This is a genomic window from Ruegeria sp. BA12, assembly GCF_056539625.1.
The window spans coordinates 170,139-193,756 of the sequence record NZ_JBQFVF010000001.1 but is presented as its reverse complement, the minus strand read 5'-3'; the positions used below and the strand labels follow the sequence as shown (position 1 = coordinate 193,756).

The following is a 23,618-nucleotide window of genomic DNA, read 5'->3' as shown; positions in this document are numbered from 1 at the left end:
CCATGTCAGGGACCGGAGTGCAAAAACTGGCCTATGCGGCCCTTCTTGTGCTGATGTTTGGTGTTTGCTCCGGCGTGCTGGGGGGCCTGTAGCGCATGGCTAAGCGGTATGGCGGAAAATTCAGCCCCGAAGGCGGCAGCTCTGACGACGACCAACCGCAGCGCGGGCAATTTCATGGCGCGCGCGTCGAACCGGCAGGTGCGCGGGCCAATATCCTGTTTCTGCCTGCCATTCCCCTGGTGTTTCTGTCGCTGAACGATGGTGCAGTCGGGATGACGATTGGGCTGGTCGCCGCTGGCCTGCTGACCGCCGCTGCCTTTCTGTTGCGCGAAGGGTTGCGCGCCGAGGCCGAATTTAACACACGTCGCACCGCGCGACGCCCGGCCTTTCCACGCAAGATTTTCGCTAGCGTGTTGACCGGTATTGGTGTCGCTGTGGCCGCGTACCGGACGGAATACCTAGATGCCGAAACTGCTGCTCAGGCCGGCCTGCTGGCCCCGATCCTGTTCGGGGTGGTGGCAACGGTCCTGCATTCAGTGTCCTTCGGTCTGGACCCGATGAAAGACAAGGGCATGGAAGGGATCGATACCTTTCAGCAAGACCGCGTGGCCCGTGTGGTTGAAGATGCCGAAACCCATCTGACAGAGATGACCGACGCCATCAAACGTGCGGGCGACCGCCGGATCGAGGCGCGCGTCGAACGGTTTCAGGACACCGCCCGCGATCTGTTTCGCACGGTCGAAGAAGACCCGCGCGATTTGGCCGGTGCCCGCAAATACCTGACTGTCTACCTGCAGGGTGCCCGTGATGCGACCGTGAAGTTTGCCGATGTCTATGCACGCACGCGGGATGCGCAGGCATTGGCTGACTATTCGTCCCTGCTGGACGATCTGGAACAGAATTTCGCGGCCCGCACCCGCAAGATGCTATTGGATGACCGCAGTGATCTGACGGTTGAAATTGACGTGTTGCGCGAACGGCTGCAGCGCGAAGGCGTCCGGTTGGACTAACCGGCCCATTTTTTGAGAAAGGATTACTCCATGTCCGATGAGATCAAGAACAAGGCGGTCGAAGCAGAAACGCTGGTACAGGAAGTGACCGCCGTTGCGTTGCCTGAACCCACGGCCGAAGTCATCTCGCTGGAAGACGCAGACGACCCTGTCGGCGCTGAAATCCGCAAACGCATGGACGAGCTGGATATGAGCAACACGAATTCGATCGTATCATTCGGTTCGTCCGCTCAGGCAGAATTGCAGGAAATCAGCCAGGCCATGCTGGCAGATGTGCGCAACAAGGATGTGGGGCCCGCTGGTGACAGCCTGCGCGATATCGTCACCTCGATCCGGGGCTTTTCGGTCAGTGAACTGGATGTGCGCCGTGAACGCAGCTGGTGGGAAAAGCTGATCGGCAAAGCTGCGCCCTTCGCCAAGTTTACCGCACAATACGAAGAAGTTCAGAGCCAGATCGACAGGATCACTGACGACTTGCTGGGTCATGAACACACGCTGTTGAAAGATATCAAGTCACTGGACTTGCTGTATGAAAAGACCCTTGGGTTTTACGATGAGCTGGCGCTTTATATCGCGGCGGGTGAGGAAAAGCTGACTGAACTGGACAGCCAGGATATCCCTGAAAAAGAGGCTGAGGTTCAGGCTGCGCCCGAGGATCAACAAGTGATGAAAGCGCAGGAGCTGCGCGACATGCGCGCTGCGCGGGACGATCTGGAACGCCGCGTGCATGACTTGAAACTGACGCGGCAGGTGACAATGCAATCGTTGCCCTCGATCCGGTTGGTTCAGGAGAACGACAAGTCGTTGGTGACCAAGATCAATTCGACGCTGGTTAATACTGTACCACTGTGGGAAACCCAGCTGGCCCAAGCCGTGACCATCCAACGCAGCGCCGAGGCCGCCTCGGCCGTGCGCGATGCAAATGACCTGACCAACGAATTGCTGACTTCGAATGCTGCGAACTTGCGTGAATCGAACAAGATGATCCGCGAGGAAATGGAACGCGGCGTGTTCGATATCGAAGCGGTCAAACAAGCCAATGCCGACCTTATCGGCACCATCAACGAAAGTCTGGCCATTGCCGACGAGGGCAAGGCCAAGCGTGCCGCCGCCGAGCAAGAGCTTCAGAAGATGGAGGCCGAACTGCGCGATACGCTGGCCGCAGCCAAAGCCCGCAAGGATGGTATTGGCGACAATGCCGGTACGGCAGTACCGGGTTGACGGCGGGCGAAGGGTGCGGTTTTCGGGATATCTGAAGCCGGTCATGGGCTTTCTATTGCTATTGGCTCTGGTCAATTGCGATGAAACGCTGACATCCTCTGTCGTTCCGCAACCGCGCCCAGAGGCACTGGCGCCTGCCGCCAATGCCTATGTCCCCCCATCCGCTGCCAGTCAGGACCTGGCCCGGTTCTATCAGCGGGTCGAGCGAGATCTGCTGACCCGCGGTTTGCTGCGAACGGACGGAGGAGGCCCTGACACACCGTATGACGCTGATGATTTAGCCCGCAATTTTGGCAAAATTGCTTTCATCAACGAACACTCCGGCAAATCCGCCGCATTTGTCAGCGGCCCGAGCGAGATTAAGTTAAATCGCTGGAAGAGCCCAACCCGCATCAGGACTGAGTTTGGTCCGAGTGTTTCTATGGAAAGCCGCGAAGCTGATCGGCAAACCATTCAAAACTATGCCAAACGGCTGCAAAAAGCGACCGGGCACAACGTTCGAAGTGTAAATGGTGACGGGAACTTTCTTGTTTTCATAGCAGGTCAGGACGACGTGGCTTACGCTCAGGATAGATTAAAATCACTTGTTCCGGGTATCCCTGACGACAGGTTGAATTTGCTGAGGACGCTGGACCGGCCGTTTTATTGTTTTGTCTTTACGTTTTCCGGCCAAGAGGACACCAATACCGTAATCCGTGCCGTAGCTTACATACGTGCAGAACTACCCAATCTGCTGCGGTTGAGTTGCATCCACGAAGAAATTGCGCAGGGACTTGGCCTTCCAAACGACAGCCCCGCAGCGCGGCCTTCGATTTTCAACGACGATGATGAGTTTGCGCTGCTGACCAGCCATGACGAAAAACTACTGACCATGCTTTACGACCCGCGCCTTCAGCCCGGGGTGACGGCGGATGACGCCCGCCCCGTGGTGCGGATCATTGCACGCGAATTGATGGGCCAGCAGCTCTGAGCCCAAGGAAAGGAGACCCCAAATGGGTATTTTCGATTTTCTGACCGGAGAATTTATTGATGTCATTCACTGGGTCGACGACACCCGAGATACGATGGTCTGGCGGTTCGAGCGTGAGGGCCATGAAATCAAGTACGGCGCTAAACTGACGGTGCGCGAAGGTCAAGCCGCCGTGTTCGTGCATGAAGGGCAGTTGGCGGATGTGTTCACGCCGGGTCTCTATATGCTTGAGACCAACAATATGCCGATCATGACGACCTTGCAGCACTGGGATCATGGCTTTCAGTCGCCCTTCAAGTCCGAGATCTATTTCGTCAATACGACCCGGTTCAATGACCTGAAATGGGGCACCAAAAACCCGATCATGCTGCGGGACCCCGAATTCGGCCCGACGCGCATCCGGGCTTTTGGCACTTATACAGTACGGGTAAAGGATGCCGCGAAGTTCCTGATCGAGATCGTGGGCACCGACGGTGAATTCACGATGGATGAGATCAGCTTTCAGATTCGCAACATCATCGTGCAAGAATTCAGCCGAGTAATCGCCGGATCAGGCATTCCGGTTCTGGACATGGCCGCAAACACCGCCGATCTGGGCAAGCTGATTGCAGCCGAGGTTTCCCCAGTGCTGGATGGCTACGGCCTGGAGATGCCGGAATTCTACATTGAAAATATCTCACTTCCGCCTGCAGTTGAGGCGGCCTTGGACAAACGGACCTCAATGGGGTTGGCGGGCGATCTTGGCAAATTCACTCAGTATTCCGCCGCCGAGGCGATGACAGCCGCGGCCAACAACTCCGGTCAAGGCGGCAGCATGGGCGCCGGGCTTGGCATGGGTATGGGAATGGCCATGGCGCAACAGATGTCGAATATGGCAGCGGGTCAACCCAGCGGCCCGTGGGGCAGTTCCGCCCCCGCTGCACCGCAACCGGCAGCACATGCCGCACCGCCGCCTCCGCCCCCGGTCGAACATGTGTGGCATATCGCGGTGGACGGGCAGACCAGTGGGCCGTTCTCGAAAGCCAAGATGGGACGTATGGCAACGGACGGAGAGATCACCCGCGACACCCATGTCTGGACCGCCGGTCAGGACGGTTGGAAAAAGGCCGGAGACGTGCAGGAACTGGCGCAGCTGTTCACCATCCTGCCGCCGCCACCGCCTGGAGCCTAATGCGCCAGTCACCGGCGTAAGAATAAGGCTACACGATGAACGAAGAACACAGATTTCCCTGCGAGCAATGCGGCTCAGACTACCGATTCAACCCCGGCGATGGCAGCCTGACCTGTGACCATTGCGGGCATTCCGAAGCGATTGGCGCAGGCCCCTGGGGCGGTGCCAGTTTGAAAGAACTGGATTTCAACGCCGCCATCGCGGAACAGCTTCCGGACAGCGAGATCGAGGAAACGCGTGTTCTGTCCTGCCCCAATTGCGCGGCTCAGGTCGAGTTCGACCCCGCCACCCATGCCGCCGAATGCCCGTTCTGCGCGACACCCGTAGTAACGGATACCGGCGTCAACCGGCATATCAAACCGCGCGGTGTGCTACCCTTTGCGCTGGATGAACGCACGGCGCACAAGGCGATGGGGGATTGGCTGGGACGGCTCTGGTTCGCGCCCAACGGGTTGAAAGAATATGCCCGCAAAGGTCGCAAAATGCAGGGCATCTATGTGCCGTATTGGACCTTTGATGCGGACACCACGTCCAACTATCGCGGTGAGCGGGGCGTTGTTTATTACGAGACCCGCACCGTTATGCGCGACGGAAAGCGCGTACAACAGCAAGTGCCCAAGGTGCGGTGGTCTCCGAAATCCGGGCGGGTCGCGCGATTCTTTGACGACGTGTTGGTGTTGGCATCACAGTCTTTGCCCAAAAGCTATACCGACGCATTGGAGCCCTGGGACCTGCCGGCGTTGGAACCTTATCAGCCAGAATATCTGGCCGGATTCCGCGCCGAGGCCTACACTGTGGAACTGCAGGAGGGCTACACCGAGGCCCGCGGGTACATGGCGCGGGTGATCGAACGCGACGTGCGCTTTGATATCGGTGGCGACCGTCAGCGGATACACGCGATTGACACCGATGTGCGAAACGTGACCTTCAAACATATCCTGCTGCCGGTCTGGATGGCGGCCTACAAATACCGTGGGCAGACCTATCGGTTCGTCGTGAACGGACGCACAGGCCGCGTTCAGGGAGAGCGCCCCTGGTCCGCCATCAAGATCACCATTGCCGTTTTACTTGGCCTGCTTGTGGCGGCAGGCGTCGGGTATCTGATGGCAACCGGCCAACAATGATAGAGCTGTCGGCAAGCCAAGAAATCAGTCGATGTTAGCGCTTGAACTTCCCGCTTCGTAACGCCATCCTCCACGGCGTCGACGCCTAACGGGAGAGGCCAGAGTGACACTATCCGATCTGAACCGGTTGCTGGCCTCGCGGTATTCCTGCCGGGCCTTTCGCCCCGATCCGGTGCCCAAGGATCAGATCAAACAAATCCTGAACAGCGCCGCGCGTGTGCCTAGCTGGTGCAACGCTCAACCCTGGCACGTCACTATCACCAGCGGCGCAGAAACAGACCGGTTTCGCACGGCAATACAGGCCGAGGCCGCAACGGGCACCCCCTGCCCCGACATTCCCTTTCCAACCTCTTATTCCGGTGTATACCAAGATCGCCGTCGAACCTGTGGTTGGGCTTTGTACGAGGCTGTCGGGGTTGAGCGCGGTGACCGCACTGCTTCGGCCAGGCAGATGATGCAGAATTTCTCTCTGTTCGGGGCACCCCATTGCGCCATCGTCACAAGCCCGGCTGAGCTTGGTACCTATGGCGCGCTGGATTGCGGCGGGTTCATCACCGCATTTTCACTGGCCGCGCAGGCGCTTGGCATCGCCACAATCCCGCAGGCCGCACTTGCCACCTACAGCCCGTTCCTGCGCAGGTATTTCGATATCCCGGAAGACCGGTTGATTTTATGCGCGATTTCCTTTGGCTATGCGGATACAGATCATCCCGCCAACGGCTTTCGCACCGACCGCGCCGATCTGAGTGAGATCGTAAACTGGGTCGGATGACAAGCACACCAAGCGGAGAACGATTTTGCGCGCTGTTCTACAACGAGTTTCACGAGCCAACGTCTCGGTCGACGGTCAGGTGATCGGTCAGACCGGACCGGGGTTGATGATTTTGATCTGTGCCATGCAAGGCGACGATGAAGCCAAGGCAGATCAGCTTGCCGCCAAGGTCTCCAAGCTGCGCATCTTCAAGGATGACGCCGGAAAAATGAACCGGTCCGTGAAAGATATCGAAGGGTCCGCGCTGGTGATCAGCCAGTTCACGCTGGCGGCCGATACCTCTCGCGGGAACAGGCCGGGATTTTCCGAAGCCGCCGCACCGGATGTCGGCAAACATTTGTATGAGGTCTTTGCCCAGCGGTTGCAGGGGCATGGTGTGCCGGTAGAGACCGGACAATTCGGTGCTGATATGGCCGTGGAACTGGTCAATGACGGGCCCGTCACGATTTGGATGGAAAGCTGATGGACAGGAAAGAACAGGCAATTCGCATCTGGCAGGCCGGAGTCGATGCTGTGGGTGGCCACGTAGCAACCACCAAGGTTTTGCAGGACGTCCCCGAACCCGATCACATATTGGCGGTCGGCAAACCCGCCGCGTCCATGGCTCGTGCGGCCCTTGAGCATTTCGGCCCGCGCCCAACACTGGTTGTCACCAAGGATGACCACGGGCGTGATCTGCCGGATTATGTGACTGTGATCGAAGCCTCGCACCCCGTTCCGGACGCGCGCAGCCTTCAGGGTGGTCAGGCATTGCGCGAGGCGGTTGAGGTAATGAAGCCGGGCTCGCATCTGTTGTTGCTGGTTTCGGGCGGGGCATCCTCGCTGGCCGAGGATTTGCTGCCGGGTAAGACATTGGATGATCTGGAACAGCTGAACAAAAAACTGCTGTCCGAAGGGCTGGACATCACCACGATGAATGCGGAACGGCGCAAGCTGTCGCGGATCAAAGGGGGCGGATTGCTGTCCCATTTCCAGGGCGACAGGGCGACCGTTCTGGCGATTTCGGATGTACCGGGCGATGATCTGAATGTTGTCGGGTCTGGCATCGGAGCGCTGCCGGGTAAGGTTGACTTTGCGGCGACGACTCAGATCGTGGCCTCAAACGCCCACGCCCGCGCAGCCGCTGCTGAATTGGCAAAAGACGACGGCATCCCGGTACACGCCAACGAAGAATGCCTGCACGATGATTTCCTGAAAATTGCCGAAGCGCTTGGCGAACGTATCCGCACCATGCCCAAAGGGGCATTGATCTTCGGCGGTGAACCAACCGTCGTACTACCCGACAATCCGGGGCGCGGCGGGCGCAATCAGGCGCTGGCACTGGCACTCGCGCGCGAGATTGCAGGGTACGACGGAATCACGGTGGTAGTCGGCGGCACCGACGGCACAGACGGGCCGACGCAAGCCGCCGGAGCTGTCGTCGACGGCACCACTTGGGGCGACGGCGCCGAGTTGGCGTTACAACAGGCAGACAGCGGCAGCTATCTGGATCGCGTTGGCGCCTTGCTGGTGACGGGTCCGACCGGAACAAACGTGATGGACTTGCTTGTCGCGATCCGCACATGATTTGACGGTTTTCGGACTGCCCGGGTTATAAAACACCCGGACAATATCTGAATGACGCCGCCCTCAAACGCGCTACACAACATGCAAGACCTTTCCAACGTAGGCACTAGTGTGCGCGATGATTGTCGCCGGTCGGCCCGCGTGTCTCGCCCCTCGCATGCTCTGAAAACCTCTGCCCCCGCCATTTTTGGCATTCTGCTTTTTGAGAAACGCGACGGCGTCTCGATATGGGATACGCTGGCCCCTTTGCAGTTCGCGAAACACGGCTGTGGTCACATTCGTTTGGATATGCGCGGCAATGACAGCAGTGAAGACCTGATAAGAAAAGTTTACACCCGCCAAGCGCTAGGCAACAATAGGTGGCGCTGCTCGGTCTGGGAAAGGTTCGGGGCAATCAAAGCCATGAATAATGCCGCCGCAGGCAGGAAATCAGTCGGCTTGGTATCGATTTGAGAAAAGGGACGTCTTGCGAATTGCAGGAAGAAGAACCGACATTCTACCCTTTGGCAGAAATGAAAGCCTTTGATGGTGAATGCTTGCTATCAACAAAGCAGGTGGAGGATACCAATTCACGTGATCAAATATAAATCATTCGCCGGATTGAGACAGACATTTACCCTTGCTCGGCTGACCGAAATGCGCCTACTTTGACTCATGCGTCAATAAAAAGCCCGCAAAGGGCTAGTAATCCAATCAACTGGGAGATCTTTGAATGAACGAACAACTCACTCACATGACCAAGCAGGTCACAGCGGGCAAGCTGACCCGCCGCGAATTCATGGGGAAAGCGGCGGCTTTGGGTGTCACCGCAGCGATGGCAAGCACCATGTTTGCAGATGCCGCGCGTGCGGCAGGCCCGAAAAAAGGCGGTGATCTGAAGTTCGGTCTTCAGGGCGGTGAATCCACCAACTCGCTTGACCCAGCAACCTATGCAAGCTCGGTGCCATTCCAGAACGGCAAGCAATTTGGTGACCAGCTGGTAGAGGTTGCACCCGACGGTTCGATCGAACCTCGTCTGGCAGAAAGCGTAGAAGGCAGCGCGGATGCCAAAGTCTGGACCTTCAAACTACGTCAGGGCGTCGAATTCCACAACGGCAAGACCATGACCAGTGAAGACGTGCTGAAGACCATGGAGCGCCACTCAAACGAAGATTCGAAGTCCGGTGCTCTGGGCATCATGAAAGGCATCGAGTCAATGAAGGCCGATGGCGATAACTTCCAAGTCACCCTGACAGAACCAAACGCCGACCTTCCCTATCTAATGGCCGACTATCACCTGATCATTCAGCCAGACGGCGGTATGGAGAACCCAGGTGCGGGTATCGGCACTGGACCATACAAGGTAGAAGTGGATGAGCCCGGTGTACGTCACCTGTACACGAAGTTTGAAAACCACTGGAATCCCGACTTCGGAAATTTCGACAGCGTCGAAGTAATTGTCATCAACGATGCGACCGCCAGAACGGCTGCTCTCCAGGGTGGGCAGGTTCACGCGATCAACCGCGTTGAGCCGAAGGTTGCTGACTTGCTGGGTCGTGCACCGAATTTGACCGTACATTCGACGGCGGGACGCGGGCACTATGTGTTCATCATGCACTGCGACACCGCGCCGTTCGACAACAACGAACTACGTCTGGCACTGAAACACGCCATTGACCGTCAGGACTTAGTCGACAAGGTTCTGCGCGGGTACGGCACAGTTGGTAACGATATGCCTGTAAACGCGGCATACCCGCTGTTTGATGGTTCAATTCCTCAGCGCGAGTTCAGCCTTGAGAAAGCGGCTGAGCATTACAAGAAGTCGGGCCATGACGGTTCGCCGATCATCTTGCGCGTTGCAGATGGCGCCTTCCCAGGTGCCGTGGATGCTGCGGCCCTGTTCCAGCAAACAGCAGCACAGGCCGGTATCCCTCTGGAAATCAAGCGCGAACCCAACGATGGCTACTGGTCCGAAGTCTGGAACGTGCAGCCCTTCTGTGCTTCCTACTGGGGCGGTCGTCCGGTGCAGGATCAGATGTACTCAACCGCTTATCTGTCTAGTGCTGATTGGAACGATACCCGTTTCAAGGTTCCAGAATTCGACGAGATGTTGTTTGCGGCGCGCGCTGAGTTGGACAACGACAAACGCAAGGACATCTACAGCAAGATGGGCATGATGGTCCGTGACCAAGGCGGCCTGATCTGCCCAATGTTCAATGACTTTGTCGAAGGCGTCACTAATCAGCTGGAAGGTTGGGAAAACGATCCGACCCAAGAGATGATGAATGGCAACATGTCGCGCAAGATGTGGTTCTCCTGATAGGGCCCACGGATAATGCATCCTATCATTAAATTGGTTTCCCAGCGCCTTGCGCTGGGATTCCTGCTTCTCTTCGGTGCATCGGCTCTGATATTCGGCCTCACCGAAGCCCTTCCTGGGGACGCTGCGCAAGCGGTCCTAGGCCAAGCTGCAACCCCCGAGGCGCTGGCAAACCTGCGCGAGGAAATGGGCCTCAACCGGCCCGCCCTGACCCGTTATTTCGAATGGCTGGGCGGCATTGTTCAGGGTGATCTTGGTCAATCCCTGACCAATAAACTGGATATTGCTGACTCTATTGGCAGTCGTCTGGGCAACACGCTGTTTCTGGCCTTCTGGGCCGCCGTTGTATCGGTTCCGCTGGCCATCTTTCTGGGCCTGCTGGCCGTGCGTTATCGCAACCGCTGGCCGGACAAGCTGATTTCAGCGGTTACACTCACAACCATCTCGATCCCCGAGTTTCTGATCGGTTACGTGCTGGTCTATTTCGTTGCCGTTAAGCTGGGCATGTTCTCGCCCCTGGCGATGATCAATGACAGCATGTCCTTTTGGCAAAAGCTGAATTCGATCGCTCTGCCCGTTATCGTTCTGACGCTCGTGGTTCTGGCGCATATGATGCGCATGACCCGCGCCGCGATCCTGAACGTGATGCAGTCTGCATACGTCGAAACCGCAGAGCTAAAGGGTCTGAGCAATTTTCAAGTTATCTATCGCCACGCCTTCCCGAACGCCGTCGCGCCCATCGTCAACGTGGTGATGCTGAACCTGGCCTATCTGGTCGTCGGCGTCGTCGTGGTTGAGGTGGTGTTCGTCTATCCCGGAATGGGGCAGTACCTTGTGGACCACGTGACCAAGCGTGACGTTCCGGTGGTTCTGGCCTGCGGCGTCATCTTTGCCGCGATCTATATCGGACTGAACATGATTGCAGACATTGTTGCCATTCTGGCCAACCCAAGGCTGAGGCATCCGAAATGAAGAACATCCCTATCTCTGCAATGATCGGGCTGGCCTTTACAGCCCTGTACTTCATCATCGCCCTCCTCGCCCCTCTGCTGGCCCCTTATGGCATGGCTGAGGTCGTGGGAGATGTATGGGAGCCGTCCAGCTCGCAATTCTGGCTGGGTACCGACAACATTGGCCGCGATCTTCTTAGCCGGATGATCTATGGCGGGCGCACGACGATCTTTATCGCCACGGCGGCCACGATCCTTAGCTTCGTGACCGGGTCCATCCTTGGTTTCCTGGCCGCGGTGCTGGGTGGTTGGGCCGATCAGGTCATGTCGCGCGCGGTGGATTTGATCATGTCGATCCCGACACTGATCTTTGCGCTGGTTGTTCTGGCCATGGTGCCGGTGACAATCCCGGTTCTGATCCTTGTCATGGGCCTGTTGGACGCCACCCGTGTCTATCGTCTGGCCCGCGCCGTTGCCGTGGATATTGCGGTCATGGACTATGTCGAGGCCGCGCGCCTACGTGGTGAGGGCCAGGTCTGGGTCATCTTCCGCGAAATCCTGCCCAACGCCCTGTCGCCGCTGGTTGCGGAACTGGGCCTGCGGTTCATCTTCATGGTTCTGTTTGTCTCGACCCTGTCGTTCCTGGGTCTGGGCGTTCAGCCGCCGTTGGCGGACTGGGGCGGCATCGTGAAGGAAAACAAGGACGGTATCGTCTATGGCATCGGCGCTGCGCTTTACCCTGCTGTGGCCATCGCAACGCTGGCGATCTCGGTCAATCTTGTGGCTGACTGGGTCCTGAACCGTACCACATCGCTGAAAGGAGGCCGGGGATGACAGAAGCCCTTCTCAAGGTCCGCGACCTCAAAATCGGCGCGACCGTCTACCCGCCGGGTGAAAAACCCCATGACATCGAAATCGTGCACGGGGTCAGCTTTGACCTCGCGCCTGGCAAGGTGCTGGGGCTAATTGGCGAATCCGGTGCCGGTAAATCAACCATCGGCCTGGCCTCGATGGCTTATGGCCGGGGTGGCGTGGAAATCACCGGTGGTGAGGTTTGGGTCAACGGGCGCGATATCCTCAAGACATCCCATGGCGATATCCGCAAGCTGCGCGGGGGTGAAGTCACATATGTGTCCCAATCCGCCGCAGCCTCCTTCAATCCCGCTAAAAAGATCATGGATCAGGTGGTTGAAGCCGCGGTCGAACAGAAAAAGTTCAGCCGTAAAGAGGCCGAAGGCCGCGCGCGGGAGCTGTTTGCCAAGCTGGGTCTGCCCGATCCGGATAACATTGGTGATCGCTATCCGCACCAGGTCTCGGGCGGTCAGCTGCAGCGCTGCATGACGGCGCTGGCGCTGTGCCCCGAACCTGATCTGGTGGTTTTCGACGAACCCACCACTGCGCTGGACGTGACGACTCAGATCGACGTTCTGATGGCCATTAAAGAGGCCATTGCAGACACCGGCGTTGCCGCGCTTTACATCACCCATGACCTTGCGGTCGTGGCGCAGGTAAGTGACGACATCATGGTGCTGCGGATGGGCAATACGGTCGAGTATGGCAATACCGACCAGATCATCAACAACCCGCAGGAAGAGTATACGCAGGCTCTGGTCTCGGTCCGCTCGATCGAGCACGAAGAAAAGAAACCCACACCAGATCCCGTGCTGAGCGTCGACGGCATCACCGCGCGCTACAAAGGGTTGAATTTCGATGTGCTGCACAACGTAAATGTCGAGCTTCATCCGGGGCAAACGCTGGCTGTTGTGGGCGAATCCGGTTCGGGCAAGTCCACGCTGGCGCGAGTAATCACCGGCCTGCTGCCGCCGCGCGATGGTGAGATCACCTTTGCCGGTCGCAAGCTCAGTGGCGATCTGAAAGGCCGCACCCGCGAAGACCTGCGCGAGTTGCAGATGATCTATCAGATGGCTGACGTGGCGATGAACCCACGCCAGACCGTCGGCACGATCATCGGGCGTCCGTTGGAGTTCTACTTCAACATGCGCGGCGCGGAAAAGCGCAAGCGGATCATCGAACTGCTGGATGAGATCGAGCTGGGCGAAAAGTTCATGGATCGCTATCCGGCCGAGCTGTCCGGTGGTCAGAAACAGCGTGTCTGTATCGCGCGGTCGCTGGCAGCCAAGCCCAAGATGATCATCTGTGATGAGGTCACCTCGGCGCTTGATCCACTTGTGGCGGACGGCATCCTCAAGCTCTTGCTTGACCTGCAAAAGATCGAGGACGTGGCCTATCTGTTCATCACCCACGATCTGGCGACGGTTCGAGCGATCAGCGACAGCATCGCGGTGATGTATCAGGGCCGCGTGGTCCGCTATGGTCCCAAAAGCCAGGTGCTGAGCCCACCGTTCGACGATTATACCGACCTGCTGCTCAGTTCGGTGCCCGAGATGCATCTGGGTTGGCTGGAAGAGGTTGTCGCCCATCGCAAGATGGAGAGTGCGGGGAACTGACCCGGTTCGCGACAGGTTGAAAAAACTGAAAATCCCGGCGCTTTGTCTGATGACAGGTGTCGGGATTTTGCTATTGGGGGCGGGAACAGGCAGCCCATATGCAACGAATCCCCTAGGGTCGCCTGAGGGACTTTAAGAAAGGGTCAGGGAATGGACCGAAAACTCCTCCTCATCATTCTAGACGGTGTTCCGTGGCGCAATTTTCGCCGCCTGTTCGGCAATCTGGAAGGGTGGGTCGACAGTGGCGAGGCGCAGGTTTGGAAGCATCGCGCGGTGCTGCCATCGATCTCGGCCAGTTGCTATGCCTCGATCCACACCGGCGTCACGCCGCAGGAACATGGCTGTACCGGCAACGGCAACGTCTTCCGCCTAAGCCACAAGGACGTCTTCAGCCAAGTCCGCGAAGCGAGCGGCGTGACCGGGGCGGTGACCCACAGCTTTTGGTCGCAATTCTTCAACCGTCACCCGTTCGATTATGTCCGTGACGTCGAATATGACGAGCCCGAGAGCAAAACGATCAACCATGGCCGGTTCCACTCAATGACCGGCTACAGCAAAGTGAACCAGATGACGCCGTCGGACGTTGATCTGTTTGGCACTCTGACCAATCTGTGCCTGCGCTTTGGGCTGGATTACGGCGTCCTGCACACTTGCACGCTGGACAGTATGGGTCACCGGTTTCATCACGACTGCGAGGAAATGGACCACGCCTGTTTTGTCATGGACGAAATGCTGGCCCCTTTCATCCCGCGCTGGCGGCAACTGGGGTATGAGGTCATCGTGACCGCCGATCACGGTCAGGACGAACGTGGCCATCATGGCGGGCGCAGCCCGCTTCAGCAGGAAACTGCATTGTATTATTTCGGCGATGCCGAAGGCCCCGAGGCTGATGCGGTGATCGACCAGCTGCAACTGGCACCCACGATCCTGAACCGCATGGGCGCACCGATCGCCGAGACGATGAAAGCCAAGCCTTTCCTGAAGTAACGGATCAATCGTAGGGCCAGATCTGCTGGCCCAGCGCCTCGATCGCAACTGATATCCGTTCAAAACTGTCTGCAGCGCGTTTCACTGAGGTGCGCGCCCGCAGGTACCCGTGCACAAGGCCGGGCTCATTCACCCAATGCGCCCTCCCGCCCGCTTCGGTGATCTTAGTGCAATAGGCCAGGCCATCGTCGCGCAACGGATCGCAATCGGCGGTGACCACCACAGTAGGCGGCAGGCCCGAGAAATCTTGATCCTGCAGCGGCGCAAACGTGGGATCGTTCTGCGGCGCAGGTCCGCCACAGCGCACTTTTTCGTAGAACCGGATTTCTTCCAGCGTCAAAAGCGGTGCCTGGGCGTGCTCGATATATGACCCTGTGGATGTGTCCCCGCCCAGACCGGGATAAATTAGGACCTGCCCCAGCACTCCATCAAGCCGCCCCCGTGCGTGCTGCGCCACCGCGGCGGCCAGATTGCCACCCGCGCTGTCACCGGCCAAAATCAACGGGTCGCCGTATTGCTGCACCACCCAATTCGTTGCGGTCCAGCTATCCTGAAACTGTGCCGGGTGCACATGTTCGGGGCACAGGCGATAGTCTACGGCAACAACCCGATACCCGGTCTGAACGCAAATCTCAGCACAAACGTCATCATGGCTATCCAGCCCACCAACGACGAAACCGCCGCCATGAAAATAGACGACGGTTCGGGTCGGATCTCCGGCGGTGTAAACCCGGACAGGCACGCCATTGGCGGACCTGTCCTGCACATCCAGACCTGCAGGCCGGGGTTGGCGAAAGTCCTGACACATCTTGTTGTAGACACGGCGCTGATCTTCGATCGAAAGGTCGACAGCGTCATCAGGATAGCTTTCAGCCGTTCGTCTAATGAACGCCCAAGTCTCTTCATCAATCAGACGTTCATAGTCCATTGTCCCTCCCGGTCAGGCAGCCCATTCCCATGGCCGGGTAAACGTTCCCAGCACCTTACCGACATCGTCGTCCGAGCAGCCGTTCGCGTCAAGCTGCGCGACAAGCCCGCGCTTTTTGTCGTCAAGCACGGATACGACGCGCGCGTCCAGCCCGGCCTCTTCCAGCGCGCCATTATAGATGCGGGTGATTGCCTGCTTGCGTAGTTCGGGTTTGAAGACCTTGCCCACGGCGGTTTTCGGCAATTCGTCCAGAATGGTCATGTGCTTGGGTCTTGCCGCACGTTCGTGAACATGCACGCCGCAATACTCCATCAATTCCTTCTCGGTCACACTGGCCCCGTCGACCAGTTCTACAAAGGCGCAGGGCACCTCGCCCGAATGCGCGTCGGGCTGACCAATAGCGCCGGCAAAGGCAACGGCATCGTGGCCCAGCAAAGCCTCTTCGATTTCGGCTGGGTCGATATTGTGGCCGCCGCGAATAATCAGGTCCTTGGCGCGGCCGGTGATCCACAGATACCCATCGTCGTCAAACCGACCCAGATCGCCTGTGCGCAGGTACTTGTCGAAATGGTACAGGTCAACGTTCTTGTCCGCCTCGGTATAGGTGTTGCCCGCATAGACGCCGGGATTCGAGATACAGATTTCGCCGATCTCATCCGCGCCGCATTCCTTGGGGCCGTCCGGTCCGTTCTGCAGGATTTTCACATCCGTATAGGGGAATGGAATCCCGATCGATCCGATTTTCTTTTCGCCATCCACCGGGTTGCACGACACCAGACAGGTTGCCTCGGTCAGTCCATAGCCTTCGACGATGGTCACACCCGTCGCTTCTTCGAACCGGCGGAACAGTTCGACCGGCAGCGGGGCCGAACCCGAGAAGGCTGTTTTCACGCTTGAGATATCGGCATCCACCGGGCGTTGCATCTTGGCGGCAATCGCGGTGGGGACGGTGATGATGAAACTGACCTTCCAGCGCTCGATCAACTTCCAGAAGTTATCAAACACGCCATCGCCCCGATACCCGGCAGGGGTCGGGAAGACCACATGCGCGCCCGACGACACCGCGGCCATCACGATCACATGCACAGCAAAGACATGGAACATCGGCAACGGGCACATGATCACGTCTTCGTCCGAGAACAACAGCGTGTTTCCAAGCCAGCCGTTGTAGATCAGGCCCGAGTATTTATGCTGCGCCACCTTGGGCATACCGGTGGTTCCGCCGGTGTGGAAATAGCAGGCGACACGATCTTCGGTGCTGTCCTCGAAGGTCAGCGTAGTGGGCTGTTTGGCCAGTTCCTTGTTGAAGTTCTTATAATCCGCATGCGCGAGATGTTCCTTGTCGCCCATCTTGGGACGCAGGAGCGGAACCAGCCAGGATTTCGGTGGCGTCAAATAGCGGTTGAGGTCGATCTCAAGAATGGTTTTGACGTTGGGCGCATGGCGCACGGCCTCTTCGACCTTTTGCGCCACATCGGCCTTGGGGAAGGATTTCAGCGTAACCACCACCTTGGCGCCGGTTTCGCGCAGGATCGCGGCTATCTGCTCGGGCTCCAGCAACGGGTTTATAGGGTTCACGATCCCTGCAACCGCGCCACCCATCATGGTGATCAGCGTCTCGTTACTGTTGGGCAGCACGTAGGCCACCACATCCTTTTCACCGATCCCGAGCGAGCGGAACAGGTTGGCGGCCTGGTTGACCTTACCCAGCAACTCGGACCAGGTCAGCGTTTCGGCCTTGTCGGTCGGCCCGGACAAAAGCTGAAAACTGATCGCATTGCTGTTGGGGAACTTGCTTGCCGTGCGCGACAACAACTGATGGAAGGTGACCGGAACATCGCGGTCCTCCCACGGCATTTCCTGCTCCATCCTTGCCTTGTCTTCCAAACCCACAAAGGCCATATGACTCCTCCCTTATCTCTCCCGTGTCCGGCACGGGTTTTGTATCCACCGCCAAGATGGAAGCAAAACCGTGCATGATCAAGAAAGGGCTTAGCTGTGAAGCCCGGAAAGAGGTAGAATTACGCTGCGGAGCGAATTGCCCTGCCCCAGCGTCACTTTATTCTGCTGCCATGCCGTCGGTGAACTGCAGACGCGCCAATCTGGCATACAGGCCGTCCTGTGCCACCAGATCGTCATGGGTGCCCTGCGCCACGATACGGCCGGCCTCCATCACCACGATCCGGTCAGCCTTTTTCACCGTCGCCAGCCGGTGCGCCACGATCAACGTGGTGCGCCCGGCGCGCATCTGATCGACAGCGCCTTGAACCGCACGCTCGCTTTCGGCATCCAGTGCCGAGGTCGCCTCGTCCAACAGCAGTACCGGCGCGTCCCGCAGGATCGCACGAGCGATGGCGATACGTTGCTTTTGCCCGCCAGACAGCATCACACCCCGTTCACCAACGAAACTGTCGTAACCTTCGGGCAAAGCCGAAATGAAATCGTGTGCGGCGGCGGCCCGGGCGGCGGCCTCAACCTCGGCATCGGTGGCGTCCAGACGACCAAACCGGATGTTTTCACGCGCCGAAGAGGCAAAGATGATCGGGTCCTGAGGCACCAGCGCCATGTGGCGGCGGAACTCGGCCCGGTCGATGTCACGCAGATCGACGCCATCCAGACTGACCTGCCCCGAGACCGGATCATAAAACCGCTGGATCATCTGGATGACGGTTGTCTTCCCCGCCCCCGAGGGGCCGACAAATGCAACCGTCTCGCCGGGGTTAACCTGCAATGATAGATGTTCCAGCGTGACAACATCGGGGCGTGACGGATAGCGGAAGGTCACATCGTCAAAGCGGATCTCACCCCGAACCGGTAATGGCAGCGTATTGGGATTGGACGGATCGGTGACGGTGTCCTGTGCATTCAGCAATTCCACCAGTCGTTCAGTTGCGCCTGCGGCGCGCTGCAATTCACTCCAGATTTCAGACAAGGCCGCCACAGAACCCGCCATGATAATCGAATAGATCACGAACTGGATCAGTACGCCTTCGGTCATCACGCCATCGCGGACATCATTTGCGCCCATCCACAACACGCCGACAATGCCCGAAAAAACCAAAAAGATGACGATAACGGTCAGAACCGCGCGCGTCTGAATACGCCGCAGCGAAACGACATAGGACGTTTCCGTCATATCCGCGAATTGCTTGCGGCTGGCCTGTTCATGAGTAAAGGCTTGCACGGTTTGCACCGCGCTCAGCGCCTCACCTGCATTACCGGACGAGGCTGCGATCCAGTCCTGATTTTCGCGGCTGATCACCCGCAGGCGGCGCCCCAGCACCAAAATCGGCACCACCACCACCGGGATCAACAACAAAACCAAACCTGTCAGCTTGGCCGATGTCAGCAGCATCAACACCAGCCCGCCGAAGAACAACAACATGTTGCGCAGCGCGATGGACACAGACGAGCCAAGCACTGACTGGATCAGCGTCGTGTCGGTGGTTATCCGGCTCAGGACCTCGCCGGTCATGATACGTTCGTAGAATTCGGGGCTCATTCCGATGACGCGGTCGAACACGGCCTCGCGGATATCGGCGACGACCCGTTCGCCCAGCCGGGTCACCAGCGCATAGCGCAGACCAGTGCCCACGGCCAGAATCCCGGCGATGCCTAGTGCTGCCAGAAAGTACCACTCTAACAACTCGCCATCTTCGATGCGGAAATTGTCGACCACACGGCGCACGGCAAGTGGCAGCGCAAGGGTCATGCTTGCCGTCAGCACCAACGCTAGTGTCGCCCCGGCCATCAACATCCGATAGGGGCGCATGAAGGGCCACAACGACGCCAGAACGCCAATTTTCTTGGACCGGGCGCGCTCTTCACTGGCGCCGGGTGCGGGTTGTTGTGCTGGACTGGCTGGGGCGGTTCTTGCCATGCGTGGCCCTTAGTTAAAATTCGCAATCAGGTGGTCGCTTCTTGGCGGCAGCAGACGGCGGGGTCAAGCAGCGCGTCACCAATTCACGGCCTGTAAGGGCCATTTGACGCAGAATTTCGCGGCTGATTTGGAGCGGGCGGCGGGAATCGAACCCGCTTCATCAGCTTGGAAGGCTGAGGTAATAGCCAGTATACGACGCCCGCTCAGCGCAGGTCGGTTTAAGGGATGCGTCTGGTGTCGTCAAGCGCCGTTCGGCGCAGGAAATCAATTTCTGTAATCGCGTTCTAATGCAGAAGACAGACGCCCTTCCCTCAACCCTGTGAACATATCCAAGAACAGGATTCGAGGTCCGAGGAAATCCGAATCATCGACTCGGCACGCAGCGGTTGCGCAACCGGCTGGCCGATCAGAGACGCCGGATAAGTCGTGGCTGCAGCCAGCGCCTCCTGAAGCGGCACGTCAGCATGTGTGACCAGAATGCGGATCGCAGTGGTCAAGTCCAAATCGGCCCCAGCCAGCGTTCCATCCTCAAGTGTCAGGCGTCCGTCCGTCCGCGTGATCCGGCGACCCTCCAGTTCGAACGCGGCCTGATCCGTACCCGCAACAGCCATGGCATCGCTGACAAGAAATATCTGGCCGGGCGCTTTCTTGGCAGCCCAGGCCGAGCGGATAACCTCGGGGTGGAGATGGATACCGTCGGCGATCAACCCCGCCGACAGCCCTCCCGTCGCCAGCGCCGCACCCACCAGACCAGGTTCGCGGCTGCCCAGTTGGCTCATGGCGTTGAAAAGGTGTGTGACGCAGCGCGCGCCCGCCGCGGCATAGCGCTGACACGTCTCGAAATCTGCATTGCTATGTCCTAGCGACACCAGAATGCCGGCGTCCGACAAAGCTTGCACTTGCTGCAGGGACACGGATTCGGGCGCAAGGGTCACCTTCAGGCACGGCAATTGCTCTGCTGCCGCAATCAGCATGGTCAGGTCCGCGTCCTCCATCGGACGAATTAGCGCCCCGTCATGCGCCCCCTTTCGCGCCACCGACAGGTGTGGCCCTTCAAGATGCAGCCCAGCCACACCCGGAACCCCCGCGCGAACCGCCTCTATCGCGGCTGCAACGGCGGCTTCGGTTTTTTCGGGCGTGTCGGTGATTAGTGTCGGCAGCAAGGACGCCACACCTAGACGGCGATGCGCTTCGGCGATCTGCCGGATCGAATCAACCGAGGGGTCGTCATTGAACATCGCGCCGCCGCCGCCGTTCACCTGCAGGTCGACGAAGCCGGGGCACAAGATATCCCCGTTCAGGTCGATGACTTGCCCTTCGATCTGTGCGGTCTCCTCAGCCGCAAGCGCGGCAAGGACGCCGTTGCGAAAGGTCATGACCTGATCAAAATGCAGGCGCTCTCCATCGAACAGGGCACCATTGCGAAATGTCATGGAGTCTGAGGTCATACCGTCTCTGTCACCTTTCTCAGATGGCGCGGAGTATCTGGGTCGATCCCGCGCGCCTGCGCCACGGATTCGACCATGCTGTAAAACGACGTGATCGTGGCAATGGGGTCAGTCAACCAGTGATCGGTTCGAGTTACCGGCAGGCTATGCGCTTTGGTGACCTTATCAGTGGCCGCGAAAACAGCCGCACCTTTGCCTGCCAACGCATCAGCCGCCTCGGCTGTCGTTTGCTCGGCGGCATCTGCGGCGGCAAAAACGATGGCAGGAAACCCCTGTTCAACGATTGAGACCGGACCATGCAGAACCTCGGCCGCCGAATAGCTTTCGGCGTGAATCTGGCAGGTTTCCTTGATCTTCAGAGCAGCTTCATTGGACATCGCAAAGGACGGACCGCGGCCCAGCGTGAACAGTGACCGGCCGGTGATTGCATCAGCCGCCGCCGACCAATCGCATTGCGCGGCCTGCCCCAAATGACCGGGCAAGGATCGGATCGCGGCCGTCAAATCACCATCCCCCTTGATTTCAGCCAACAACCACAACCCCGCCACAAGCGAGGTGACAAAAGTTTTGGTCGCAGCGACACTCAGTTCCGGCCCTGCGTGCAGGGGCAAGACCGCATCCGTCACTTCAGCAAGGCGCGAGGCCGTGTTGTTGGTGATCGCAACCGTCACCCCGCCCGAAGATTTCAGCGTTCGGGTCATCCCTACAATGTCTGGACTTTGGCCCGATTGCGACACCGAAAGGCACACCGCCCCAGCCGCACGCAGATCAGCCCCATAGATCGAACTGACCGACGGCCCGACCGAGGCCACAGGCAGGTTCAGCAACAATTCGGCAGCGTATTTCAAATACGCGCAAGCGTGGTCCGACGACCCCCGCGCCACTGTGATCAGAAACCGGGGATCGGCCTCTTTCACCCGCCTTGCCGCATCCTGAATATTGGCGGCACCCTGGCTTAGCAATCGGTCAACGGCGTCGGGGATTTCCAAAACCTCCTGACGCATTTTCGAACTGTGTTCTGACATGCTCACTTGCCTTTCCGGCTACAGCCGCAACTCGGCGACAAAGTCATAGGTGTCGCCTCGATAGAGGGATCGGGTCAATTCCGCGACCCGCCCGTTTTTAAGAAATGAAACGCGTTCGATGTTCAGTCCGGCGGCCCCTTCGGGCACCTCCAGCAACTCAGCCTCTCGCGCTGCGAGGTTAAGGGCCGATATCTTCTGCACCGCGCGCACTGGTCGTCGCCCCAGACCGTCTAGCACCTCATAGAGCGAGGTCGTCACCTCGATCGGGTTTGGCAGGATATCCAGCGGCAGCGCAGCACGTTCCAGCGCCAGCGGGCGGCCATTTGCCTCGCGCAGGCGATAGATTCGGGAAATTTGCTCGCCCTCTTTCAGGCTCAGGGCTTGGACCTCCTCGGGGGTAGGTGCAAAGACGCCGCGTTCCAGCCATTTTGAGGTGGTCTGCATACCGCGGCTCGACATGTCCTCGGTGAACGAGGTCAAATGAGTCAGCGATTGTTCGACCCGCGCCACACGTTCGCGAATGAACGAGCCTGACCCCTGACGTTGTTCGATCACACCTTCCTGCACCAATTCCTGAATCGCTTTACGAACGGTAACGCGCGAAAGATCGGTGATTTCAACCAACTCGCGTTCCGACGGCAGCGAGGAATTCGGTGGTAACACGCCGGTGTCGATCCCCTCTTGCAGCCTGTGCCTTAGCTGAACATAGCGCGGCCCTTTGTCCGGGCTCAGCCACAAATCGGCGCGCAGGAAGTCAGAGATGCTCATGTCGGATCTCCTTCGCAAGGGCCAAGGCCCCGGTCAGCGGCTCACCCAGCGAAGGGCGAATGGCCGATTGCATGTCATCAGGTAAATAGTGCGCATATTGCCCCGCAATCCCACCGGTCAGGCAGATCGTCTGACCCGCCTGCCAGCCCAACTGTTTGGCGATATCCGCGATATAGCCAGCCCCCGCTCGTAGAATATGTACGGCAACCGCATCGCCCTTTTTCGCAGCGGACGTCACTGTAGGTGCGAGCACTCCGAATTGTGCGGGCGTGGCCGTTCCAGCAAAGCGCACAATACCAGCCGGGCCCTGAAGGTCAGCCAACAGCATTTGCGTCAGATCGGTTTCGGCTTGCGTGCCATCATATGCACGCAGCGTCTCAGCCAAGGCTCTGCGCCCAACCCACTGGGCCGAGGCCTCATCCCCCAGAATCGAACCCCAACCTCCGGCAAAACGCATCGCGCCATCCGCCTGCACCGCAAGAAAAGACCCGGTGCCGCAATGCGCGATCAAACCGTCCTGCGCGCCCAATGCCCCCCTCACGGCGGCGGGCCGGTCATCTTCGACCCGCGCGCAGGTCAGGCCCAGCGCATCCCGCAACCGCCCTGCGATCGCGGCATCAGTAACGCCCGCCAGTCCCACAAAAGCAGGCAGAGTGATTAAATCCCCTATGGTCACCTCGATCTGACGCGACAATTGATCCAACCCAGCCCGAATCTGCGCCAGCGCGCTGTCAAAATCGGTCGAAACATTGGCCGCTCCGGTCTCGACACTATGGACCGCACCCCAGATTTCACAGGCGACGCGGCATCGCGTCCCCCCGCCATCAACGGCCAACACAGCATTATCTCGAGACTCATTCATAACAATACCATTATAATACCTTTCAGCGATAGAAAAGGCCAAATTCAACACCGAATGGCCACATCGCCAACTAAATGGATGAATTACTTCGATAAGTCTCAGTCAGAAATAAAATTCTAGACAAGTGGTATTAGATAGGTATTGTATTAGGGAAACGTGGGAGGATTCT

General features: G+C 58.6%; 21 protein-coding genes and 1 tRNA gene. 14 read left to right on the top strand and 8 right to left on the bottom strand.

Translation table 11 applies throughout. The annotated features are described in order from the left end of the window. The first annotated feature begins 95 nt into the window (after positions 1-95). From ACR0B0_RS00925 to ACR0B0_RS00860, 14 genes are all read left to right on the top strand, one after another. On the top strand, positions 96-1,010 hold the full coding sequence (locus ACR0B0_RS00925; RefSeq protein WP_170395538.1) for a 5-bromo-4-chloroindolyl phosphate hydrolysis family protein: 915 nt from the start codon (positions 96-98) through the stop codon (positions 1,008-1,010). Between the two features lie 30 nt (positions 1,011-1,040). Continuing rightward, positions 1,041-2,231 carry a toxic anion resistance protein gene (locus ACR0B0_RS00920; protein WP_170347936.1) on the top strand — a complete coding sequence of 397 codons (1,191 nt, stop codon included), beginning with the start codon at positions 1,041-1,043 and terminating at the stop codon, positions 2,229-2,231. Beyond that, entirely contained in the window at positions 2,206-3,201 is a 996-nt protein-coding gene (locus ACR0B0_RS00915; RefSeq protein ID WP_480646067.1) for a DUF2927 domain-containing protein, read from the top strand. Before ACR0B0_RS00920 ends, ACR0B0_RS00915 begins: the two co-directional genes overlap by 26 nt. Before the next feature lie 22 nt (positions 3,202-3,223). Beyond that, the gene (locus ACR0B0_RS00910) at positions 3,224-4,372 is read left to right on the top strand and encodes an SPFH domain-containing protein (RefSeq protein ID WP_480646065.1); all 1,149 of its coding nucleotides are present in this window, start codon (positions 3,224-3,226) and stop codon (positions 4,370-4,372) included. A 35-nt stretch (positions 4,373-4,407) separates the two neighbouring features. After that, complete coding sequence (locus ACR0B0_RS00905) at positions 4,408-5,496, top strand: TFIIB-type zinc finger domain-containing protein (RefSeq protein ID WP_480646063.1); 1,089 nt, start codon at positions 4,408-4,410, stop codon at positions 5,494-5,496. Between the two features lie 103 nt (positions 5,497-5,599). Further along, on the top strand, positions 5,600-6,268 hold the full coding sequence (locus tag ACR0B0_RS00900) for a nitroreductase (RefSeq protein WP_170347933.1): 669 nt from the start codon (positions 5,600-5,602) through the stop codon (positions 6,266-6,268). Positions 6,269-6,293: 25 nt separating this feature from the next. Continuing rightward, a complete protein-coding gene (dtd, locus tag ACR0B0_RS00895) occupies positions 6,294-6,731 on the top strand; it encodes a D-aminoacyl-tRNA deacylase (protein WP_170347932.1) in 438 nt (145 codons plus the stop codon). Then, complete coding sequence (locus ACR0B0_RS00890) at positions 6,731-7,834, top strand: glycerate kinase type-2 family protein (RefSeq protein ID WP_170347931.1); 1,104 nt, start codon at positions 6,731-6,733, stop codon at positions 7,832-7,834. Before dtd ends, ACR0B0_RS00890 begins: the two co-directional genes overlap by 1 nt. Before the next feature lie 51 nt (positions 7,835-7,885). Beyond that, positions 7,886-8,287 (top strand): hypothetical protein, encoded by a 402-nt coding sequence (locus ACR0B0_RS00885; RefSeq protein WP_170347930.1) that lies wholly within the window; start codon positions 7,886-7,888, stop codon positions 8,285-8,287. A gap of 259 nt (positions 8,288-8,546) precedes the next feature. Then, the gene (locus tag ACR0B0_RS00880; protein WP_170347929.1) at positions 8,547-10,133 is read left to right on the top strand and encodes an ABC transporter substrate-binding protein; all 1,587 of its coding nucleotides are present in this window, start codon (positions 8,547-8,549) and stop codon (positions 10,131-10,133) included. Between the two features lie 15 nt (positions 10,134-10,148). Then, positions 10,149-11,105, top strand: a complete 957-nt coding sequence (locus ACR0B0_RS00875; RefSeq protein WP_170347928.1) for an ABC transporter permease — start codon at positions 10,149-10,151, stop codon at positions 11,103-11,105. Then, positions 11,102-11,917: an ABC transporter permease gene (locus ACR0B0_RS00870; protein ID WP_170347927.1), complete on the top strand. Its 816-nt coding sequence runs from the start codon at positions 11,102-11,104 to the stop codon at positions 11,915-11,917. The genes ACR0B0_RS00875 and ACR0B0_RS00870 overlap by 4 nt, the downstream gene beginning before the upstream one ends. Then, positions 11,914-13,551 carry an ABC transporter ATP-binding protein gene (locus tag ACR0B0_RS00865; RefSeq protein WP_170347926.1) on the top strand — a complete coding sequence of 546 codons (1,638 nt, stop codon included), beginning with the start codon at positions 11,914-11,916 and terminating at the stop codon, positions 13,549-13,551. The genes ACR0B0_RS00870 and ACR0B0_RS00865 overlap by 4 nt, the downstream gene beginning before the upstream one ends. Before the next feature lie 150 nt (positions 13,552-13,701). Further along, positions 13,702-14,538 (top strand): alkaline phosphatase family protein, encoded by an 837-nt coding sequence (locus tag ACR0B0_RS00860; protein WP_170347925.1) that lies wholly within the window; start codon positions 13,702-13,704, stop codon positions 14,536-14,538. Between the two features lie 4 nt (positions 14,539-14,542). On the opposite strand, the gene ACR0B0_RS00855 is transcribed toward ACR0B0_RS00860, so the two are convergent. From ACR0B0_RS00855 to ACR0B0_RS00820, 8 genes are all read right to left on the bottom strand, one after another. Beyond that, complete coding sequence (locus tag ACR0B0_RS00855) at positions 14,543-15,466, bottom strand: alpha/beta hydrolase (protein WP_170347924.1); 924 nt, start codon at positions 15,464-15,466, stop codon at positions 14,543-14,545. Between the two features lie 12 nt (positions 15,467-15,478). Beyond that, a complete protein-coding gene (locus ACR0B0_RS00850; protein WP_170409025.1) occupies positions 15,479-17,368 on the bottom strand; it encodes an acyl-CoA synthetase in 1,890 nt (629 codons plus the stop codon). 157 nt (positions 17,369-17,525) lie between these two features. Then, positions 17,526-19,346, bottom strand: coding sequence for an ABC transporter transmembrane domain-containing protein (locus ACR0B0_RS00845; protein WP_480646061.1), 1,821 nt, complete (start codon positions 19,344-19,346; stop codon positions 17,526-17,528). Between the two features lie 128 nt (positions 19,347-19,474). After that, positions 19,475-19,549, bottom strand: a tRNA-Gly gene (locus ACR0B0_RS00840). A 108-nt stretch (positions 19,550-19,657) separates the two neighbouring features. Continuing rightward, positions 19,658-20,794 carry an N-acetylglucosamine-6-phosphate deacetylase gene (gene nagA / locus ACR0B0_RS00835; protein ID WP_480646059.1) on the bottom strand — a complete coding sequence of 379 codons (1,137 nt, stop codon included), beginning with the start codon at positions 20,792-20,794 and terminating at the stop codon, positions 19,658-19,660. Beyond that, positions 20,791-21,819: an SIS domain-containing protein gene (locus tag ACR0B0_RS00830; RefSeq protein WP_480646057.1), complete on the bottom strand. Its 1,029-nt coding sequence runs from the start codon at positions 21,817-21,819 to the stop codon at positions 20,791-20,793. Before ACR0B0_RS00830 ends, nagA begins: the two co-directional genes overlap by 4 nt. Positions 21,820-21,837: 18 nt before the next feature. Then, on the bottom strand, positions 21,838-22,587 hold the full coding sequence (locus ACR0B0_RS00825; RefSeq protein ID WP_170347919.1) for a GntR family transcriptional regulator: 750 nt from the start codon (positions 22,585-22,587) through the stop codon (positions 21,838-21,840). Next, positions 22,574-23,449: a glucosamine kinase nucleotide-binding domain-containing protein gene (locus ACR0B0_RS00820; RefSeq protein ID WP_170374346.1), complete on the bottom strand. Its 876-nt coding sequence runs from the start codon at positions 23,447-23,449 to the stop codon at positions 22,574-22,576. Before ACR0B0_RS00820 ends, ACR0B0_RS00825 begins: the two co-directional genes overlap by 14 nt. Positions 23,450-23,618 lie beyond the last annotated feature (169 nt).

Coding starts and splice junctions, on each gene's coding strand:
- ACR0B0_RS00920 (WP_170347936.1), top strand. CDS start 1,041: ATGTCCGATGAGATCAAGAACAAGGCGGTCGAAGCAGAAACGCTGGTA.
- ACR0B0_RS00825 (WP_170347919.1), bottom strand. CDS start 22,587: ATGAGCATCTCTGACTTCCTGCGCGCCGATTTGTGGCTGAGCCCGGAC.
- ACR0B0_RS00845 (WP_480646061.1), bottom strand. CDS start 19,346: ATGGCAAGAACCGCCCCAGCCAGTCCAGCACAACAACCCGCACCCGGC.
- nagA (WP_480646059.1), bottom strand. CDS start 20,794: ATGACCTCAGACTCCATGACATTTCGCAATGGTGCCCTGTTCGATGGA.
- ACR0B0_RS00880 (WP_170347929.1), top strand. CDS start 8,547: ATGAACGAACAACTCACTCACATGACCAAGCAGGTCACAGCGGGCAAG.
- ACR0B0_RS00850 (WP_170409025.1), bottom strand. CDS start 17,368: ATGGCCTTTGTGGGTTTGGAAGACAAGGCAAGGATGGAGCAGGAAATG.
- ACR0B0_RS00855 (WP_170347924.1), bottom strand. CDS start 15,466: ATGGACTATGAACGTCTGATTGATGAAGAGACTTGGGCGTTCATTAGA.
- ACR0B0_RS00885 (WP_170347930.1), top strand. CDS start 7,886: ATGACGCCGCCCTCAAACGCGCTACACAACATGCAAGACCTTTCCAAC.
- ACR0B0_RS00860 (WP_170347925.1), top strand. CDS start 13,702: ATGGACCGAAAACTCCTCCTCATCATTCTAGACGGTGTTCCGTGGCGC.
- ACR0B0_RS00830 (WP_480646057.1), bottom strand. CDS start 21,819: ATGTCAGAACACAGTTCGAAAATGCGTCAGGAGGTTTTGGAAATCCCC.
- ACR0B0_RS00910 (WP_480646065.1), top strand. CDS start 3,224: ATGGGTATTTTCGATTTTCTGACCGGAGAATTTATTGATGTCATTCAC.
- ACR0B0_RS00865 (WP_170347926.1), top strand. CDS start 11,914: ATGACAGAAGCCCTTCTCAAGGTCCGCGACCTCAAAATCGGCGCGACC.
- ACR0B0_RS00875 (WP_170347928.1), top strand. CDS start 10,149: ATGCATCCTATCATTAAATTGGTTTCCCAGCGCCTTGCGCTGGGATTC.
- ACR0B0_RS00870 (WP_170347927.1), top strand. CDS start 11,102: ATGAAGAACATCCCTATCTCTGCAATGATCGGGCTGGCCTTTACAGCC.
- ACR0B0_RS00820 (WP_170374346.1), bottom strand. CDS start 23,449: ATGAATGAGTCTCGAGATAATGCTGTGTTGGCCGTTGATGGCGGGGGG.
- ACR0B0_RS00925 (WP_170395538.1), top strand. CDS start 96: ATGGCTAAGCGGTATGGCGGAAAATTCAGCCCCGAAGGCGGCAGCTCT.
- ACR0B0_RS00905 (WP_480646063.1), top strand. CDS start 4,408: ATGAACGAAGAACACAGATTTCCCTGCGAGCAATGCGGCTCAGACTAC.
- ACR0B0_RS00915 (WP_480646067.1), top strand. CDS start 2,206: ATGCCGGTACGGCAGTACCGGGTTGACGGCGGGCGAAGGGTGCGGTTT.
- ACR0B0_RS00890 (WP_170347931.1), top strand. CDS start 6,731: ATGGACAGGAAAGAACAGGCAATTCGCATCTGGCAGGCCGGAGTCGAT.